This window comes from Paraglaciecola sp. (assembly GCF_039942875.1).
In the GTDB taxonomy this organism is placed as follows: Bacteria; Pseudomonadota; Gammaproteobacteria; order Enterobacterales; family Alteromonadaceae; genus Paraglaciecola.
In genome coordinates this window covers 63,364-81,251 of the sequence record NZ_JBDVBQ010000003.1, presented here as the reverse complement: position 1 = coordinate 81,251, position 17,888 = coordinate 63,364, and the positions used below count along the sequence as shown (strand labels likewise).

Sequence of the window (17,888 nt, the reverse complement as noted above, 5' to 3'; positions counted from 1 at the left end):
GTGAATTAACACGACAAGTTTTTGTCTGGCGGCCATAGCGATGCGGTCCCACCTGATCCCATTCCGAACTCAGAAGTGAAACGCATTAGCGGCGATGGTAGTTTGGGGTTTCCCCATGCGAGAGTAGCACACTGCCAGACTCCCAATTACACGAAAAGCCCTGAGCATACAACGCTCGGGGCTTTTTCGTATAAGCGCATTCACGCAATGCTACCCAGCAATAAACCTTCACGAAGTGGATTGTCCGGAAGCTCGCAGGGCTCCCTTCGTTCAGGCGGTTACGCTGCTTTGCAGCTAAAAGCAAACCACCTTCACCCCCATGCGAGAGTAGCACACTGCTGGAAGGCCAGCCCCGCAGATTCCTATTCAGAAGAAAGGCCACCTTAATAGGTTGCCTTTTTTTATGTCTAAAATTTAGTGCATTCATTGTACCAATTGACTCACGTGCAGCTGGCCCTTCATCAGATTAAAAACCGCATGCTACCCCGCTGTCATCCTCTGGTAGGCCAGCCCCGCAGGCTCCTATTTAGAAGAAAGGCTATCGATTTATAATTGTTTGGTATTTTTTTTACCTCTTTATTCGCTTTCATACTTGGTTATGATCTAAGGTGTGATAATTTTATTCATACTGATATGATGAATTGAAATTGTACCAAAACACAAGTTTACATATTAAGTATAATTATTTGATTGTGCTTTTGAAGTAGATCAATTAGTATCCAAAATAGAGATCATAATTCATAAAGGAATTTGTAATGAAAAAATTATTAGTAACTTTAGTGGCTGCCGCTTCGTTGGCATCAATAAATATTAATGCTCAAGAACAAGCTGGTGGTGGTTCTGCTGCTGGTGCAACTATTGGTGGTGTAGCTGCTGGTACTGTTGCTGCAGCTGCTACTGCGGTAGCTATTGCTGGTGCTTTGGTTGCAAATTCGAGTGGAACAGCTCAAGATGATATTATCATTGAGCAACCTGAAGAAACGTGCAGCGGCGATGATGCCTTAGCTGATGGTGTATGTATTGGTACTACTGTTACTGTCACTCAGACAGGTACTGGTACTATGACAAGTACAGTAACTGTTCCAGTAACATTTACTTATGCCCCAACACTTCAATAAGTTTATTATTTAGCAAAAGCCGCCTTAATGGCGGCTTTTTTTGTGTCGATTTTTTGTGGTGGCAGTGTGAATTTATATAGAACGATATTTTTATTCTTGGGTTTTGCAGTTTTTGTTGGATGTTCTTCCACCCATAAAGCTTATTTACAAACAATGAAATTAGCCTTTCAATCTAACCCAGACCCCACTTTATCTCTTGCTGAAATACAAAGTTCTCCTATAGACCTTCTTTATATTCGCCTTAACGATAAACCAAGAGCAGTTTTAGCACTGGCCTATATTGAAGACTCAAAGTACAAGTGGGTAAGTGGTGATAATGCCATGTTAATTGAGAAGGCTGGCAGAATTATAAAGACTGTGGGTATGATTGACTATTTTACCTATGTCACGAACATTGAAAATGACCCCTTGAATGACCCTAAAAATATTAGCAATTTTACTAGTTGGGACCGATTTATAGACTATGGTAACAGCCAAAATGCTTTCGTACAGTCGACTTTTGAGTACGTTGGTAATTCAGAACTTGTGATTGACGGTAACCTTGCAAAAGCCGGCATGTTAAAAGAAGTTGTTATTTTTCATAGTGTTAATGAAAAAAAAGACAGTTGGATAAATTATTATTGGTTTGACAGTGAAACTAAGCAGTTGTTAAAGAGTGAACAACAGATTTCACCAGATTCAGACAGGTACGAGCTTACTTATGTAAGTCGTATCTCTCGATTACCTTTAGCATCAATACTGAACATTAAGGACTAGGTGTGAAAATACTTTTATTTGTTTTTACCCTAAGTTGGGCGGGTTTTAATTTTGCAGCAGTTAAAGTCAGGATCAATGATACTACGTATAGTTATGATGCTAACCCTAGATTATCTGAAGTATTGGAAGTTGTGGCTCTTCAACAGCCTTGGTACTGGCAAGCAGCGGCTTTGTTTCGCCTGGAAAAAGGGAGTTTAGAGCAAGATAGGCTCATGGTGATTAAGGAGCTTAATGAGTTGATAGATTCAAAAGACGACTCAAAAGGTATCAGGAGCTTGATAACGGATATTAAGAGTTGGCGTTTAGCTTCTAGGGTATTTATTCCTATAGATTATGACTTGTCCAGAGTACAACCTAAGTTTAATCCTAAGTTTGACGATGGCAAATATCTATTACTTTTAAAAGAAAGGCCTACTACAATTCCAGTTATAGGAATGGTTACAAGCTCCGCTGATATTAATTATCAAGGTAATGTACCAGTGAAAGATTATGTATCAAAAATAAGTAAAACAGAGCAATCTGATAGAAGCTTAATTTATATTATTCAAAACGACGGTAAAGTAAGTAAGTTTGGCGTCGCTTATTGGAATAACAACTACGACCAAATTATGCCTGGGTCTCAACTATTTATACCTATCTCTGAGAATCAATTTACTCCTCAAATTAGTACCTTAAATATGAAAATAGCAAAGTTAGCTTCGAACAGGGTTTACAAATGAAAACTCGTTCTAAGTTTTTAAAGAGCGCTTTTACCCTTGCTCTAATGTTTATTCAGCCTTATGTTAAAGGTCAAGAGAGCAAATCAGTTGCTCCGTCTCAGATGGTTCAGGGAGGCGTTGGTTTGTGGCAAACTCCAACGGCTAGAATGATGCCTGAAGGTTCTCAAACTATTAATTATACCGACAATGACGAATACCGATTTTGGTCAAGTAGTTTGCAGTTGTTTCCTTGGATGGAGGCAACGGTAAGGTATACAGATGTAAGAACACAGCTTTATAGTAATGTGGCCAGCTTTAGCGGTAATCAAACCTTAAAAGACAAAGGTATTGACGTAAAATTTAGACTATTAGAAGAAGGTTATTATTTACCACAAGTCGCTATGGGGTTTCGTGATTTCGGAGGCACAGGCTTTTTTGAAAGTGAATTCATAAACCTCAGCAAGAGAGTAGGGCCATTAGATGTCCATCTGGGGATCGGGTGGGGATACTTAGGTGCAGGTGGAAATATTCGTAACCCTCTTTGTGAGGTTGCAGATAGCTACTGTGAAAGGCCCGGTGGTTTTTCTGGAAGTGGTGGAAAAATAGAGTTCGGTCATTTTTTTAAGGGACCTGCATCTATATTCGGAGGTATTGAGTACCAAACACCTATAGATAAACTAAGAGTTAAGCTCGAATATGAAGGCAATGACTACGTTAATGACCGAGCTGGCGAGCTTGAGCAGAATTCTCCATGGAATTTGGGTTTAGTTTATGAATGGAATGACTTTGATTTTAGTCTGAATTATCAAAGGGGAAATACAGTTGGCTTTGGTATAACGTATAAATTAAATCTGCACACGGCGAAACAAGTTAAGTTTGATAAGCCGCCTCGCTCAATTGAGGGGGTAACCCCTGCAGCAGATATGAAAAGCCTCAACAGGAAACGCCTTTATACAGACTTATATTTACAAGGTAGCTTTTTAATTAATTATAGCCACCAAATTGATGATGAGATGACAATCTATGGCAACCAGTTTGCCTATAGAGATAATGATGAAGCGATTGAAAGAGTTGGGCGCATATTAGCTTCAGAGCTTCCTGAGTCTATTAAAACCTATAAAATAGTAGATAATGCTGCTTTGTTACCTATGGTTGAGACTGAAATTGATGCCGATGCATTTAAAAGTGCCGCTCGATACGAAGCATTGGAGTCAGATTTAACTACATCTTATCACCGCCAAGAACCTTCTACAGAAACCCTAGCGAATTACAAACCTAACAATACATCTGGTTTGTTTCATTCCGTGAATAGTTTCTGGATCCAAACATTTGGAGGTCCAGAGTCTTTTTACCTTTATCAGGGGGGCGCCATTTTAAGTGGTGGATATGGATTTAATGAGAATTTCTCAATATCTGGAGGAGTTAAAGCTACTCTAATTGAAAACTTCGATAAGTTTAACTTCACAACAGATCGCCAGAATTCAACTCTACCAAGAGTTAGAACACAAGTTAGGGAGTATGTTACTCGCAGTAAAGTGACTCTGGAAACCGCGTTTCTACATTGGTCTGATAGAATCGCCCCTAACTTGTTTGCTCAAGCGTACGGTGGTTATTTAGAAGCTATGTTTGGTGGAGTAGGCACTGAATTATTCTATAGCCCAGTTGATAGTAATTTATCATTTGGAATTGATTTGAACTATGTACAGCAAAGATCTTATGAAAATAATTTCGATTTCTTTGACTATAAAGCATTTACCGGACACGCAAGTGTCTATTGGCGTCCGGACTTTTTACCCGATACCCAAATTGTTGTAAGTGCAGGACAATTTTTAGCCAAAGACAAAGGTGTAAATATTGATTTTGCTAAGCGTTTTGATAGCGGAATTATTGTTGGAGCCTACGCGGCAATTACCAATGTCTCAGCAGAGGAATACGGTGAAGGAAGCTTTACAAAAGGGTTTTATATCTCAATTCCCTTTGACTTATTTGTATTAAAGCCGGCTAAAGGGAGAGGAAAAATACCATGGGTGCCGATAGGACGAGACGGTGGTCAGATGCTTCAAAAACCAGTGAATTTAATCGATCTCAATCAGTATAGATCGCCATTTTACGACTAAGCCGAGAGCCTCAAGTTAATCTAAGTTGGCTGGGTGTTTGCCCAGTCCAGCGTTTTACGGCTCTCCTGAAGTTAGGAATATCATTAAATTGCATTAAGCTTGCAGATTCTTCGTTAGACAAATGCTGCATTTGCAATAGGTATGTAGCATATTGTTTACCAAGCTCGTCTTGAATCTGTTGAAAGCTTTTACCATGCAGAGACAACTTACGCTTAAAGGTTGCAGGGCTCATTGAGAATACTGCCGCCGCTTGCTTTAAGCTGAGTTGTCTATTTTTCATCAATAACTTACGTACTTGTTCTAAAAAACCTAATTTTGGAATACTACTCATTTTTGCCTGCTTTAATGAATACCACTTTAAGCCATCACTTCTGTGCGTACATTTTGTGTGTAACCACTTTCTATCAAAGCTAATACTAAAAATCGGTTGTGAAAACGCTAATTTGTAACCAAGATTTTCTTCATATTCTTGGATGTGTTTTGGTCTTTTAAAAGGAAAGCCAAAACTAAATGGAATGCGCCTTTCAAACAATAACTTACTAGTTGATACCAAAGCGGCACAGTAAACCTCTATAAAAAATTGCAATAAGGCCGGATCCCCAAAAGAGTCTTTTATTAAAAGGTACTGCTTGTCTTCGGATGAATAAGCATTGCCCTCTAAAAACGGACATATCTGGTTTCTCAATATTGATAATAATCGTAAGGCTTCACCCAAATTTTTGGAATACATTAAGGCGTTTGATACCGCACCGTAATTACCTGGGAATAATCGCCTCCCAAGCTGAAATGAACAATCATTCCCAGGGGTCAATGCATTAGCATTATGAGTCAATTGTAATAACTGCTGAGGACTAAGCAGTTTATCTGATTTAAAGTCTTCTTGAAAAATACGGGTTCCACGCAACAACTTGTGCTTGTTTACGTTTCTTGAAGTAACTAGATCAAACAAGCTTGCTGCGTATTGATGAGCAGGAAGTAATTTATCTTCAATATTTATGGTTCTGGTTTTCTTTAGTTTCATTCTAAATAACCATGGCGCTAATTGACTGTTTACATAAGTCCAAACGTCTATTTACTCTGGATAAAATCGCTTCTGCTATTTTATCTTCCATCGAAGCAGTTTCTGCTACATAAGTAAGAGAGTGATAAACAGCATTGTTGTCACGACTAGGTTTATAAGCTAAATGCACGATTGCCTTGCGAATTTGTTCTGCTATTTCTTCAGCGACTACCTTTTCTGTATTAGGTAATAGTAAAATAAAGCGGTCTCCAGCATAACGACATACTAAATCGAGAGATCGTAAATTCATTAAAATGAGCTCCGATACTTCTCTTAGTAATCTATCTCCTTCATCATGCCCGTATTGACGGTTAAAGCTGTCAAAGCTATCTATATCTAGCATAACAATTGAAAAAGCAGGATTGCCTGAGTCTTTTAATTGGTCGTTAATTTGTTCACGCATATAGTCGGCGCCATACAACTTTGTAATAAAATCAACTTGATCGTGCTGCCTAAGGTTTAATTCGCGCCTTTGAAGTTGCTGATTGACGATTAATAACTCTTGGTGCCACTGGAATAACGCATAACTCATTATGAACATGCCGAATGCTGCAGGAATAGACTCGAACATATTTAGGTAGGTAGCCCGATTGTCATAGCGCATCCACTCATCGAATAAATCTAAGCAGGCCGAAAATAAAAACAAACTTAGACCTATCACCAATGCTGAAGTCACTCTGCCAGGAGGGCGACTGACTAATACAAATAAGACCCATATTGCAGACAATATAACTAGACTCCCTTCGCCTAATATATCCAACCAAGAGATGACGCCTAATACTTTTAGTGAACCTAGTCCAAAACTCAAACTAATGGGTAAAAATAAACAACCAAAGAATATCGAACAAAGTGTTGAGTGGCGTGTAAATAAAGATAAATTCATAACTATATGTTCCAGTAAGAAATAGACACTGGTATTCAAGAAGCCAAGGTAAGGGTCACATTAGCTCAGCAAGATGACAAAAAGATGAAGTTAAATGAGCTAGGTTGGCCTAAAAATTCATTACCCCTCCTAAAATTGCGGCCTTAGAGGGAGGTCATATTGGCTCAGTCTGTTTTAAAAAACAGACCTAAAGAACTAAATAGGGGATGTTGGGCATAAACAATCCGTTTTAATTCATAAAAATGTCATAGAGCTTCTTTAGGTTGTGGGGCAACAGAGTTAACCCATTCTAAAGTTGCAGGTTGCAGCGAGACACTATTATGAAATTTATTAAATCCACTTTAGCTATAGCATGTATGGCTACTGCTTGTTGTGCGGTAGCAGCAGGCAACATTCAAGGCGTTATAATCGACAGTAGTAAAACAAGTTACTTTGAAGGAGCTCAAATTCAGATTAAAGAATTAGGGCTGGGTACTGTTTCTCGTAGAGATGGCTCATTTAGATTTAATAATGTAAATGAAGGAGATTACACCTTAGTCATTACTTACTTGGGCGCACCTAAGCAAGAGATGGATATTACTATAATCGATGGTGAAATTATTCAGCCAGAAGTCATACTGGATACAAATGGTGAATCGTTAGAAAAAGTGATTGTTTATGGGCAGCGAGCAGGGAAAGCAAGTGCTCTTAATCAACAGCGTGTTGCAGATAGCATTAAGTCAATTGTTTCAGCTGATGCCATTGGTCAATTTCCGGACCAGAATGCCGCAGAGGCTTTACAAAGGTTACCCGGTCTATCGATTGAGCGTGACCAAGGTGAGGGCCGGTTTGTGGGTATTCGAGGAATCGATCCTAACCTAAATAATGTCACCATTAACGGTTTAAACGTTCCATCGCCAGAGGGTGGTGTTCGTTCTGTCGCTCTTGATGTTATCCCTTCTGAGCTGATTCAAGCATTAGAAGTATCTAAGTCTGTTACTTCAGATATGGACGCTGATGCTATTGGTGGTTCTATTGAAGTTAAAAGCCTAAGTGCATTTGACAAGAAAGGCACAACCGCAAGTGTGACTGTGCAAGCGAGTCAAAATCAATTGAGAGATGAAACCAGCCCAAGAATATCGGGCAGCGTTACTACTATGCTCAGTGATAAAGTAGGTATTGCGGCTGCTTTGTCTTACTTCGATCGTAGTTTTGGTTCAGATAATATTGAGTCCAACGGTGATGATGAAATAGAGCAACGCTATTACAGCATCGGTCGAGAACGTATTGGTGCTGCAGTGAATCTAGACTTTCGCCCAGACATGAACACTCAGTATTATGTGCATTCTTTATATAGCCGATTTGCAGACAATGAGTTTCGTTTAGCCAATACATTTACCTTTGATGGCGATGACTCAGAAGTTGAAAGGGGCAGCAAAGATCGTGAAGAAACTCAAAGTATCCTTTCTATTACCACAGGAGCTGAGTATCAATTAGACGATTGGTTAGTAGAATATCAAGTCGGTTATTCCAAAGCAGACGAAGATGAGCCTGATGCCCTGTATTACACTTTTGTAGGGGAAGAGATGAGTATTAACTCGGATTTTGTTGGGCCAATACCTTCCATTACTCAAGATGCTTCTGTTATGGACTTAGGTAATTACGAATTAGATGAAGTGAGCTTCGAAAAGAATAATGCAGAAGATACTGAGGCATCTATTAAAGCTGACTTTACCCGTTTTTTAGAGTGGCAAAACAATCAAGTTGAAATTAAATTTGGCGGTAAGTATCGTAATCGAGAGAAGCAAGCCAACGCAGATATTATTATATACGACGGTGATTTTGACGATGTGGACTCTAGTTCGTTTGCCACTGCAAAGCCTGATTGGGGCTTAGGTGACTTTGGTCCAGGATTAGACCGCCCATTTATGCGCGAATATTACGGACAGCAAGCAGACGCATTAGAAATTGCTGAACTTGATTCTGAGGTTGAATCTAATGGTGCTTCATATAATACCCAAGAAGATATTTTAGCTTTATATCTAATGGGTAAAATTGATTTAGATAAGCTACGGATCGTAGCAGGGCTAAGGTATGAAGGCACAGACTTTAGCACTTCTGGGATGCGCGTTGAGTTGATAGAAAACGAAGAAACAGATGTAGAAGAGGTGGTGAATACTCTATGGGAAAGCGATAAAAATTATTCGTATTTGTTACCGAGTGTGAACCTTCGTTACGAATTTAATGACAAGCTAATTGGTCGAGCAGCGTTCACTCAAACTATATCTAGGCCAAAATTTGAAGATTCTGCTGCATTTCAGATTATAGAATCTAAGACTGAAGAGGATGACGGAGAGTTCGTTACTGAGCGTAAAGCAGAAGTGGGTAACCCTGATCTTGAACCCTACGAAGCAGACAATATTGACCTAGCCTTAGAGTATTACCCAGGAAATATTGGCGTTCTATCAGCGGGTTATTTTTACAAGAACATTGATAACTTTATTATTATCTCTAATGTAGCGGGTACTGAAGGTTGGGAAGGCTTTGAAGAAGTGATGCAACCTATCAATGGTGAATCAGCGAATGTTAGTGGTGTTGAATTATCTTGGGTGAAAGGGTTCAATAATGGTTTGTTGTTAAGCGCTAATGGTACTTTTTCTAGCTCAGATGCGGTGACCTTTTTAGATGGGGAGCGTTACGAGACTTCTCTGCCCAATCAATCTGACCGTATTGGAAACTTCACGATAGGTTATGAAAGTGAGCAAATGAGTCTTCGTTTAAGTATGACTTATAAGAGTGAAAATCTAGAAGAAATCGATGGCGATTTAATTAGAATGGAAGACAAACATCAGCAAATGGACTTTATGGGTAAGTACTTTATCAATCAAAATATGCATGTGTATTTTAATGCCATTAACCTCACCGATGAGCCGTTTTATAACTACTTTGATGAGCGCAGCGTTAATGCTCAATATGAAGAGTATGGACGTACATTTGAGTTAGGCTTCAATTGGAAATTGTAATAACTCAATCGATAGGGCGATAAATTTCGCTATTAATAATACACGTTTTAAGTGGCGCGTATTTTCCAAGTTACTGTGAGCATCATGACAACTAGGTTTCTGAATGCTACAAATAAGGTGCTGTATTAATACAGTATTATTAAAGATTCATTATGAAATATTTTATATGTATAACCCTTGCTGTGCTTGTTAGCGCCTGCCAATCACCTACAATCGACGCCTTGTCGGTACCTTTAAATATACTTCATCAAAATAATGATATTGCTGGTAAAGTCGCCAAGCCGATTCGTCATAAAGGGCAAGACTATTGGTTGCTAACCAGTGAAAAATTAGGTGTGTTACTGACAGACCAAAATGGTAACAAACTTAGTAGTACTAATGGCAATATTGAGCTTTTAGATTGGCGTGACAATATCCAGCTAAATGGTGAAAGCTTTGGGTTAATAGCTGCACTGGATAGCAATTTAGGACAAGTGTTAATTATTAAACTGGACTGGCAAACACTCGAATTGTCAGAAATAACAAGACTTCCCAAAACCTCAGCCCAAATTGAAAGCCTATGTTGGTATTTAATGCCCCAAGGGCACCTCTCATTATTTACTGCCGACACGCTAGGAGAAATTGCTCAGCGAACAGTCGTGGATGGCTCTCAACAGCAGCTTACCGACCTATTGGTACAAACGTTTATAGGAGCGCCGCAAACTAAGTCATGTGTGGTTGACGATTCGTCAGGTTACTTATACTTAGCGGAAGAGAATATTGGAGTATGGCGCTATTTAGCTAGCCACGAGTCCGAATTATCCCGGGAGTTAGTGATAGCAACTGATCCAAATGGCCCTGTTATGGGTGAAATCACCCATCTAGATATCCTACCGTCAGGAGAATTGCTGGTTACTGCGCCAGAACAAAAAGGCGTATGGATGGTTGATACCCAAAATAGCAATCAAGCACAGTTTGTCATTCTTGAGGGAAGCCATAAACCGGAAAGTGTTAGTGGGGTTATGGAACAACAGTCTATAAGGCTTGGAGTGTTTGATGATGAAACAGGTCAATACACCGCAAGTACGTTGAATACAGATAGCTGGCCTTTGCAGAGAACGACTTCTAGTATGCAAGCTGTGACAGCATATGCTGAAACTACTCCTGTAAATGCTTATGGGGATGCTGCTGATGATCCTGCAATTTGGATAAATTTTGCAGACAGTGCCAATAGTCGCGTATTAGGGACCAATAAAAAACAAGGCTTGTTGCAATACGATTTACAAGGCCAATTGTTAAAAGAGCTTAATGTTGGTCGTGTTAACAATGTGGATGTTAGATATGGCATGGAATTCAACGGAAAACGAGTGGATATTGCTACAGCTAGTAACCGCAGTACAAAAAGTATTAGCGTATTTACTATTGAACCTAAAACAGGAGTGCTTTCCTACCTTTCAGATATCAAAACCGATATTGATGACGTATATGGCCTATGTATGTATCAGAATGCTGAGCAATACTACGTGTTTATAAATGGTACTGATGGGCACTATCAGCAATATCTCTTGAAGCCCAATGGGGATGACATTTCTGGGCTGCTTGTAAGAGAGTTCTCAGCTCCAAGCCAGCCGGAAGGTTGTGTGGTCGATGACCAGAATCAACAGTTATATTATGGCGAAGAAGCCGTTGGCGTGTGGCAGGTTTCTGCTGAGCCTATTGACGCACCAAGTAAGTTAATTATTAAAACTAACGATACCTTCGTGGCTGATGTAGAGGGCCTAGGCATTTATCGTTATAAAGGCCAAAGATTTCTGTTTGCATCTAGTCAAGGGAATGATAGTTATGGCGTGTTTGCCTTAGATGATAAAAACAAACACCTAGGCAGTTTTAAAATTGATATGGATATTACCACTAGGGTAGATGGCGCATCAGAAACCGATGGTTTGGCTATTACTTCTTACCCTCTGGGAGCGCAGTTGCCCCAAGGTTTATTAGTGGTGCAAGATGGTCGTAATCGTTTACCTACGGCTCCACAAAACTTTAAGCTGGTGGATGGTCTGCAACTTCAGGGGCTGTTACAAAGTTGGCTTGAAAAGCTCTAGTTTAAAGGCTAATGTTTTCGCTTTAAAATGTCGAAGGGGTGGGTTTGTGCAATATTGGTTATTTAAAACAGAGCCTGATGCTTTCAGTATTGATGATTTAAAAAACAAATCTACCCAAATTGAGCATTGGGATGGCATTAGAAATTACCAAGCCCGTAATTTTTTACGTGACCAAGTAAAGTCTGGCGACCTCGTTTTTATCTATCATTCCAGTTGTAAAAGTGTCGGTATAGTTGGGTTAGCTGAGGTTGTGAAAGAAGGCTACCCTGATCACACTCAATTTGACCCCGAAAGTAAGTATTATGATCCTAAATCTCCGCCAGAAAACCCTAGATGGGTGATGGTAGACATTAAATTTAAGCAAAAATTTTCTAAGCTTTTATCTTTAAAACAAATTAAAGCTATGGATGATATTACTGAAATTGGGTTAGTAAAAAAAGGTCATCGTTTATCAATTATGCCAGTACATAAACAGGAGTTTGAGCTGCTGTTGTTGCGTTGTGAGGGCTAGATAGCTTACAAATTTAATTGCCTAATTCTCAAGAGGTAGAGGCTACTTTCGCCTTATCTGAAGTCAAGTTTTGACAGGCGATTACAAAGCCTTCCACTGTATTTTGACACCAAGGTATACGTGTTTCTGATTGTTGCTTAGCAATAAACTGGCGTATATCTTCTATTGTTAAATTGTTTCCCTTCAGTGCTTTTGCAATTGCAATTTCTACCGTTTCACCATCTTGAGTGCATTGTAAAATAACGTATTTAAAATTCTCTATTATAAACTGAACTATCTCAAAATCTGCTTGCTTAATTAAACCGTGGCTTTGCAAAGCAGTTAATTTTATTTGCAAACTTTGCTGTAGCTGAGATGACATTGTATTTACTACACCCAATGAGTGTTTGTTTTGTAATTGCAAGGTTTTGTGGGCTTGTTGAGTTTGCTTTACTTCTTGTTGAATACTTTGATTACGGGTAACAATGAATACCAACAGTAAAATTAGAAAACCAATTACACCAAAAGCGACCATGTAGCACTCCATAAATTAAAGATAAACTCGTTGGTTTATTGTTGTTCGATAAACTGTTCAATATTTTTTTCTAACACTGATAAAGGAATGGAACCGTGCTCTAACACTGCATCGTGAAAATCTCTGAGGTTAAATTTTTCACCTAGCTGCATTTCTGCTTGTTCACGCAGTCTCTTTATTGTTAATTCCCCAATCTTATAGGATAGAGCCTGTGCTGGCCAAGAGATATAACGGTCTATTTCTGTTTTCACATTGTGTTCTGAGAGTGCTGTATTTTCTAACATATAATCAATAGCTTGTTGTCTCGTCCAACCTTTAAGGTGCATCCCTGTATCAACCACTAATCGACACGCTCTCCACATTTCATAACTTAATCTACCAAATTCATCATAGAGGTCTTCATACATACCTACCTCTTTCCCCAAAAACTCTGAATAGAGGCCCCAGCCTTCACCAAAGGCTGAGATGTAGGTATATCGTCTGACTTCTGGTAAGTCGTCCATCTCTTGCGCTAGTGATATTTGTAAATGATGACCTGGTACCGCCTCATGTAAGGTTAACGCTGTCAAAGCGTATAAGGGGCGTTTATCCAATGCGTAGGTATTCACCCAATAATAACCTGGCTGATTGTCTCGAGAAGGAGATATATAACGACCTGTCGTGTACTTAGGTGCAATGTTTTCAGGTACGGGTTGCACGCCGTATGGGGTACGGGGTAACGTCCTGAATAACTGAGGTAGCTTAGCGTCTACCTTTTTTGCAATGTATGCCGCTTCTTTCAGTAATTCCTCTGCTGTTTTCGCATAAAATTTAGGTTCGGTTCTTAAATATTCTATAAATTGATTAATATCCCCATCAAACTTTAGTTCATCAACTATTTGTTGCATCTCATTGCGAATACGTTGTACTTCACTTAAGCCAAGCTGGTGGATCTCTTCTACTGGCATAGTGGTTGTGGTGTAGTAGTTACTGCGGTTTTGGTAATACTCTCGGCCTTTGGGCCAAGTAGCTGCGGCAATATCGCGTTTACTTTTTGGCAAGTATTCAGATGTTAAAAAATCATAAAAAGTCTGATAAGCACCATAAACGTGTTTATTTATAATGGTTTTCGCTCTTTTGATTACCGCTTCTTTATCTGTACCTGAAAGAGAATTCTCTATTTCTAAAAATGGCCCGTAAAAGACACTTGCTTCGGGCTCATCATGAATAAATGCTAGTACTGAGCTGTCAAAACCCTCTAAAACAGCTTTAGGTTGCACAAAACCAATGTCTATGCCTTTTCTCATCCATCTAATTTGTTGTTTAAAATACTCGGGAAATTGCTCAAGCCTAGATAGATAATTATCGTAATCGAGTTTGCTGTCGAAGCGGCTTGTTCGAGGTAGAAATGCTAAGGCACTATGGAAGCTAGACTCAGAGGTGAGTGGCATATAATGAGCATTGAATTGATACTGATCGATATAGTTTTGCAAGCGGTACTTTTGCATTAATAATGTTATTTGTTCGGTTTGATTTAGCTGTGCTTGATCAATTTTTAACAAGTCGGCCATAAACAGGCGATATTGTTTATTTTGAGTCGCTAAAGCTGCAGGGGATATATCAGATAATTTGTCGTCATAAGTATGCACACCTTGGCGAGTGGCACTGATAGGTGAGACAGATAGCTCATATTGCCAAATCTTATCAATGAGAGGGCTAAGCTGCTTGTCTGCATAAGCGTTAAAAGTGTACAGGTTGCAAGCTAGTAAGATAGTAAACACAGAAAAGCTTTTCATTAAGCTACCTTTTTTATTTTTTACCTAGCATAAAGGTATTGCCTGAATATTTAAATCTTGCAGCAAATAACTATTATGATTTGGGTGTATAGATAGGGTTAGGAAAAGCGGTAACCTTGTCAGATAGTTGGGTTATTTTTGATGTGCCTTGTTTTTTGACTTCGTCAATACGTAAAATACTATGCATAGGAATGTACGTCTGAGTCACTTCTGCAAATTCATCCTTTAGCTTTTCATGGCTTGGGTCTACGACTAAACTCGTATGGGTATCCCAAACAAAGTCGCCAACTTCCACAAAGCCAAACATGCTACCTTGGCTAACTTCTCTTACATAAAGCTCGTACTTTTCGCCATTGCTTATAAATTGAACTCTAAATAAATGTGTATTTTTGGCCATAATTGTCATTGCTATTGAAAGACTGATTTAGAAAACTTGGCCTTTATCAATGGAGCTTGTTTGTGAAATTACAAGCTAAGATAATAGAAAATTTATTGCTTGATGGCCAAAGGTCCTAATAATGCTTGGGTGGCTAATTGAAGTTCGTCTGTATCTCCGGCCAGCACAGCGTTTACAGCAAAACCTTGAACATAACTCGTTAGCTGCAATGCAGTGGATTCAATATTGATATGGGGCTGCACTTGCCCTAGGTTTTGGGCTTTTTCTAAACAACCAATAAAGGCTATTTGTAAACTATCTAGATAATGGCGACCAACTCCTCGCACTGTCTCGTCGTCAAAACCTAATTCAGTAATACAATTTATTAGTAAGCAGCCTTTCCCCTTAACGTGCGAGACGTATTCAGTGAAAAAACTATTGATAGAATCTAATCCTTGTTTCGACTCAAGGTTCTTCATTAACTCCTGTAAGTACTTACTTTGATAATGATCTAATACTTTATATAGAAAAGCTTGTTTACTGCCAAATTCTAAATAAAATCCTCTACGATTGAACCCTGTTCTGAAAATAATTTCATCCATAATTGCACCGTGGTAGCCATGCTCTAAAAATATATCTATGGCCAAAGTGAGAACTAAATCTATATTATATTGGGGTTTACGAGGCATGAGGTGCTTTCTTAATAGAACAAGTGTTCTTAAGAGACTAGTTAAGTTTCATCATGTGTCAAGCTTGTAAAGGTATTCCTTCAGTATTTTTAGTGCCTGGCTTAACGTCAGTCGCTCCTGAAGTTGATGGTAGTAAGCAATTTAATTTGTTTCTTAAGACTAATTATCACAAGCCGGGAGATGACCTAAATCAAACATTTAATTGGCAAGCTGCCACTAAATTTGCTGAGATAAATTTTTATATCGGTATGGCCTTAGCGAATCAACCACAGCGTTCAAGTTGGAATGAGAGGGACTTTTTTGGAGGTGATTTCTCTAAATAATACGGATATCTAAGATAAAAAAAAGCGGTCATCAGTATGGCCGCTTTTTAGTATTGTTACCCTTTATTACGTAATTTATAAACAAGGTTAACCGAAAAATTGCTTGTTAATAAACTGCCATTGCTCAGTAAAACCTTCAGTAGGGCGTCTTGTAAATTCACTACGAATAAATTGGTTAATTCTACCATCTGCAAAGCAAATCAACATATTAGCAATGATGCTTTCTTCTGCTGGTAATGTTTTACCTTCTCTTAGTTTACGCTCTCTAAGTACTTGTTTTAGTTGAGTTTCTAAACGTTCATAAAGCTGAGCAATACGTTCACGCAACCTGTCTTGTTCACCCATTAAAGCATCACCGTTTAAAATCCGTGTTATCCCTGGGTTTTTTTCAGCAAATCCTAAAATAAGATGCAATATTAATTGGCAACGAGTGGCTGTGTCTTTTTCTTCATTAATTATCTTATTAATGCGGGAAAAAAGAGTTTCTTCTATAAACTCAATCAGGCCTTCAAACATTCTCGCTTTACTTGGAAAATGCCTATATAAAGCAGCTTCTGATACGCCTACATGTGCAGCCAATTTTGCCGTCGTAATACGTTGGCCTGGGTTGGTCTGAAGCATGCTGGCAAGAGCTTGGAGTATTTGTGCTCGGCGGTTTGGGCGTTTTGTAGCTGGCATTTTGGTTCCTAAAAGACTGTGGCGTGGTCTATTTTTGTTCAGTGTATCTTTGTTCAACTAACAGCATAAGCTTTTTAGCTAATAATTGCTTATCGGCAACTTCTAATTTTAATTCACCTTTTGGCCAAAAAACTGTCAGTGCATTTTGCTCACTGTTAAACCCGATTTTGCTATCTGATACATCATTAGCAGCAATCATATTCAACTTCTTACGTTGTAATTTCCCCAACGCATATTCTTTCAGGTTTTGAGTTTCTGCTGCAAAGCCCACAGTGAAAGGAGGTGAGCTTAAATGTGCCACCTCTTTCAAAATGTCGGGGTTTTTAACGAAAGTAAGCGTTAACTCATCATCTGACTTTTTAATCTTTTGGTCAACTTTTTGTTGCACTCTGTAGTCAGCAACCGCGGCACAAGCAATAAATATATGACAGTCTTTTATGGTGCTCATAACGGCAGCTAACATTTGTTCTGCACTGTTGACTTTTACTGTATTTATATCTGCTGGAGGAGGCAAGTTTACAGGACCACTAACTAAGGTTACTTCTGCGCCTAATTCCTTCGCAGCTCTTGCTAGGGCGTATCCCATTTTTCCAGAGCTGTGATTGCTAATATAACGAACAGGATCAATTTCTTCTCGGGTAGGGCCTGCGGTAATTGTTATCTTTTGCCCTTTTAACAACAAGGGGCTTTTTTGTGGCAATAGTAAATCAGCTAAATCTTGCGGCTCTAACATCCGACCAGGTCCAACATCCCCACAAGCTTGCTCTCCTTGAGCTGGGCCGAAAAAGGTAACGTCCCGCTGAGATAATGTTGTTAAGTTTGCTTGCGTCGCTTTTGCATGCCACATTTGTTGGTTCATTGCCGGTGCAATATATATTGGAGCGTCTGTAGCAAGGCATAGCGTTGATAATAGGTCATCAGCAAGGCCATGGGTAAGCTTAGCTATAAAATTCGCTGTGGCGGGTGCGATTAAGAGCTTATCAGCCCATTTTGCTAGCTCTATATGACCCATGGCAGCTTCAGCATCTTTGTCTAATAAGTCATTTGAAACGGCATGCCCAGATACCGCTTGCAGTGCTAATGGGCTAACAAATTCTTTAGCAGAGTCTGTCAGTACCACTCGAACTATGGCTCCTTTGGCAGTCAGTTTACGGACTAAGTCTGGTGTTTTGTATGCGGCGATACCGCCTGTCACGCCTAATAAAATGTGTGTGTTTTCAAAATGCATTGTGTGTTTGTATTGCTCTTTTTTAACTAATATTGACATTATTGGCTGGAATAGTCTTCATTTGCTAGGCTTATTTTAA

General features: G+C 39.1%; 15 protein-coding genes, 1 rRNA gene and 1 pseudogene. 9 read left to right on the top strand and 8 right to left on the bottom strand.

Annotation, left to right across the window (positions count from 1 at the left end; all coding sequences use genetic code 11):
* Window positions 1-24: 24 nt before the first annotated feature.
* The 5 genes from rrf (at window position 25) to ABJE44_RS00490 (ending at window position 4,689) form a co-directional block, all read left to right on the top strand.
* Window positions 25-140: ribosomal RNA gene (rrf, locus tag ABJE44_RS00510) — 5S ribosomal RNA — on the top strand.
* A gap of 615 nt (window positions 141-755) precedes the next feature.
* Window positions 756-1,118 carry a hypothetical protein gene (locus ABJE44_RS00505; RefSeq protein ID WP_348113639.1) on the top strand — a complete coding sequence of 121 codons (363 nt, stop codon included), beginning with the start codon at window positions 756-758 and terminating at the stop codon, window positions 1,116-1,118.
* A 27-nt stretch (window positions 1,119-1,145) separates the two neighbouring features.
* Window positions 1,146-1,874, top strand: coding sequence for a YjbF family lipoprotein (locus ABJE44_RS00500; protein ID WP_348113638.1), 729 nt, complete (start codon window positions 1,146-1,148; stop codon window positions 1,872-1,874).
* Between the two features lie 2 nt (window positions 1,875-1,876).
* Window positions 1,877-2,593, top strand: a complete 717-nt coding sequence (locus tag ABJE44_RS00495) for a capsule biosynthesis GfcC family protein (protein WP_348113637.1) — start codon at window positions 1,877-1,879, stop codon at window positions 2,591-2,593.
* 44 nt (window positions 2,594-2,637) lie between these two features.
* Entirely contained in the window at window positions 2,638-4,689 is a 2,052-nt protein-coding gene (locus ABJE44_RS00490) for a YjbH domain-containing protein (protein ID WP_348113650.1), read from the top strand.
* Between the two features lie 10 nt (window positions 4,690-4,699).
* Here ABJE44_RS00490 and ABJE44_RS00485 read toward each other — a convergent pair whose 3' ends face one another.
* Complete coding sequence (locus ABJE44_RS00485) at window positions 4,700-5,710, bottom strand: AraC family transcriptional regulator ligand-binding domain-containing protein (RefSeq protein WP_348113636.1); 1,011 nt, start codon at window positions 5,708-5,710, stop codon at window positions 4,700-4,702.
* Window position 5,711: 1 nt separating this feature from the next.
* On the bottom strand, window positions 5,712-6,632 hold the full coding sequence (locus ABJE44_RS00480; RefSeq protein WP_348113635.1) for a GGDEF domain-containing protein: 921 nt from the start codon (window positions 6,630-6,632) through the stop codon (window positions 5,712-5,714).
* Between the two features lie 320 nt (window positions 6,633-6,952).
* Here ABJE44_RS00480 and ABJE44_RS00475 point away from each other — a divergent pair, with 320 nt between their 5' ends.
* The 3 genes from ABJE44_RS00475 to ABJE44_RS00465 all read left to right on the top strand — a co-directional run bounded on the left by ABJE44_RS00475 (window position 6,953) and on the right by ABJE44_RS00465 (window position 12,226).
* Window positions 6,953-9,634 carry a TonB-dependent receptor gene (locus ABJE44_RS00475; RefSeq protein WP_348113634.1) on the top strand — a complete coding sequence of 894 codons (2,682 nt, stop codon included), beginning with the start codon at window positions 6,953-6,955 and terminating at the stop codon, window positions 9,632-9,634.
* Between the two features lie 152 nt (window positions 9,635-9,786).
* A complete protein-coding gene (locus ABJE44_RS00470) occupies window positions 9,787-11,715 on the top strand; it encodes a phytase (protein WP_348113633.1) in 1,929 nt (642 codons plus the stop codon).
* Window positions 11,716-11,761: 46 nt separating this feature from the next.
* Window positions 11,762-12,226 (top strand): EVE domain-containing protein, encoded by a 465-nt coding sequence (locus ABJE44_RS00465; protein ID WP_348113632.1) that lies wholly within the window; start codon window positions 11,762-11,764, stop codon window positions 12,224-12,226.
* A gap of 28 nt (window positions 12,227-12,254) precedes the next feature.
* Here ABJE44_RS00465 and ABJE44_RS00460 read toward each other — a convergent pair whose 3' ends face one another.
* The 4 genes from ABJE44_RS00460 to ABJE44_RS00445 form a co-directional block, all read right to left on the bottom strand.
* Entirely contained in the window at window positions 12,255-12,740 is a 486-nt protein-coding gene (locus ABJE44_RS00460) for a hypothetical protein (RefSeq protein ID WP_348113631.1), read from the bottom strand.
* Between the two features lie 35 nt (window positions 12,741-12,775).
* Window positions 12,776-14,515: a DUF885 domain-containing protein gene (locus ABJE44_RS00455; RefSeq protein WP_348113630.1), complete on the bottom strand. Its 1,740-nt coding sequence runs from the start codon at window positions 14,513-14,515 to the stop codon at window positions 12,776-12,778.
* A 73-nt stretch (window positions 14,516-14,588) separates the two neighbouring features.
* Window positions 14,589-14,912 carry a DUF1820 family protein gene (locus ABJE44_RS00450; RefSeq protein WP_289029440.1) on the bottom strand — a complete coding sequence of 108 codons (324 nt, stop codon included), beginning with the start codon at window positions 14,910-14,912 and terminating at the stop codon, window positions 14,589-14,591.
* 92 nt (window positions 14,913-15,004) lie between these two features.
* Window positions 15,005-15,580, bottom strand: coding sequence for a TetR/AcrR family transcriptional regulator (locus tag ABJE44_RS00445; RefSeq protein WP_289029441.1), 576 nt, complete (start codon window positions 15,578-15,580; stop codon window positions 15,005-15,007).
* A 68-nt stretch (window positions 15,581-15,648) separates the two neighbouring features.
* Between ABJE44_RS00445 and ABJE44_RS00440 the strand changes: the two are divergent.
* Window positions 15,649-15,903: pseudogene (locus ABJE44_RS00440) on the top strand (peptidase M28); the annotation flags it as partial.
* Between the two features lie 87 nt (window positions 15,904-15,990).
* Here ABJE44_RS00440 and slmA read toward each other — a convergent pair.
* On the bottom strand, window positions 15,991-16,581 hold the full coding sequence (gene slmA, locus ABJE44_RS00435) for a nucleoid occlusion factor SlmA (RefSeq protein ID WP_348113629.1): 591 nt from the start codon (window positions 16,579-16,581) through the stop codon (window positions 15,991-15,993).
* A gap of 28 nt (window positions 16,582-16,609) precedes the next feature.
* Window positions 16,610-17,809, bottom strand: a complete 1,200-nt coding sequence (gene coaBC / locus ABJE44_RS00430) for a bifunctional phosphopantothenoylcysteine decarboxylase/phosphopantothenate--cysteine ligase CoaBC (protein WP_348113649.1) — start codon at window positions 17,807-17,809, stop codon at window positions 16,610-16,612.
* Window positions 17,810-17,888: the final 79 nt, after the last annotated feature.

Excerpts from the sequence above, each read along its gene's own strand:
- ABJE44_RS00505 (WP_348113639.1), top strand. The coding sequence starts at position 756 with ATGAAAAAATTATTAGTAACTTTAGTGGCTGCCGCTTCGTTGGCATCA.
- ABJE44_RS00500 (WP_348113638.1), top strand. The coding sequence starts at position 1,146 with ATGGCGGCTTTTTTTGTGTCGATTTTTTGTGGTGGCAGTGTGAATTTA.
- ABJE44_RS00490 (WP_348113650.1), top strand. The coding sequence starts at position 2,638 with ATGTTTATTCAGCCTTATGTTAAAGGTCAAGAGAGCAAATCAGTTGCT.
- ABJE44_RS00485 (WP_348113636.1), bottom strand. The coding sequence starts at position 5,710 with ATGAAACTAAAGAAAACCAGAACCATAAATATTGAAGATAAATTACTT.
- ABJE44_RS00480 (WP_348113635.1), bottom strand. The coding sequence starts at position 6,632 with ATGAATTTATCTTTATTTACACGCCACTCAACACTTTGTTCGATATTC.
- ABJE44_RS00475 (WP_348113634.1), top strand. The coding sequence starts at position 6,953 with ATGAAATTTATTAAATCCACTTTAGCTATAGCATGTATGGCTACTGCT.
- ABJE44_RS00470 (WP_348113633.1), top strand. The coding sequence starts at position 9,787 with ATGAAATATTTTATATGTATAACCCTTGCTGTGCTTGTTAGCGCCTGC.
- ABJE44_RS00460 (WP_348113631.1), bottom strand. The coding sequence starts at position 12,740 with ATGGTCGCTTTTGGTGTAATTGGTTTTCTAATTTTACTGTTGGTATTC.
- ABJE44_RS00455 (WP_348113630.1), bottom strand. The coding sequence starts at position 14,515 with ATGAAAAGCTTTTCTGTGTTTACTATCTTACTAGCTTGCAACCTGTAC.
- ABJE44_RS00450 (WP_289029440.1), bottom strand. The coding sequence starts at position 14,912 with ATGGCCAAAAATACACATTTATTTAGAGTTCAATTTATAAGCAATGGC.
- ABJE44_RS00445 (WP_289029441.1), bottom strand. The coding sequence starts at position 15,580 with ATGCCTCGTAAACCCCAATATAATATAGATTTAGTTCTCACTTTGGCC.
- slmA (WP_348113629.1), bottom strand. The coding sequence starts at position 16,581 with ATGCCAGCTACAAAACGCCCAAACCGCCGAGCACAAATACTCCAAGCT.
- coaBC (WP_348113649.1), bottom strand. The coding sequence starts at position 17,809 with ATGCATTTTGAAAACACACACATTTTATTAGGCGTGACAGGCGGTATC.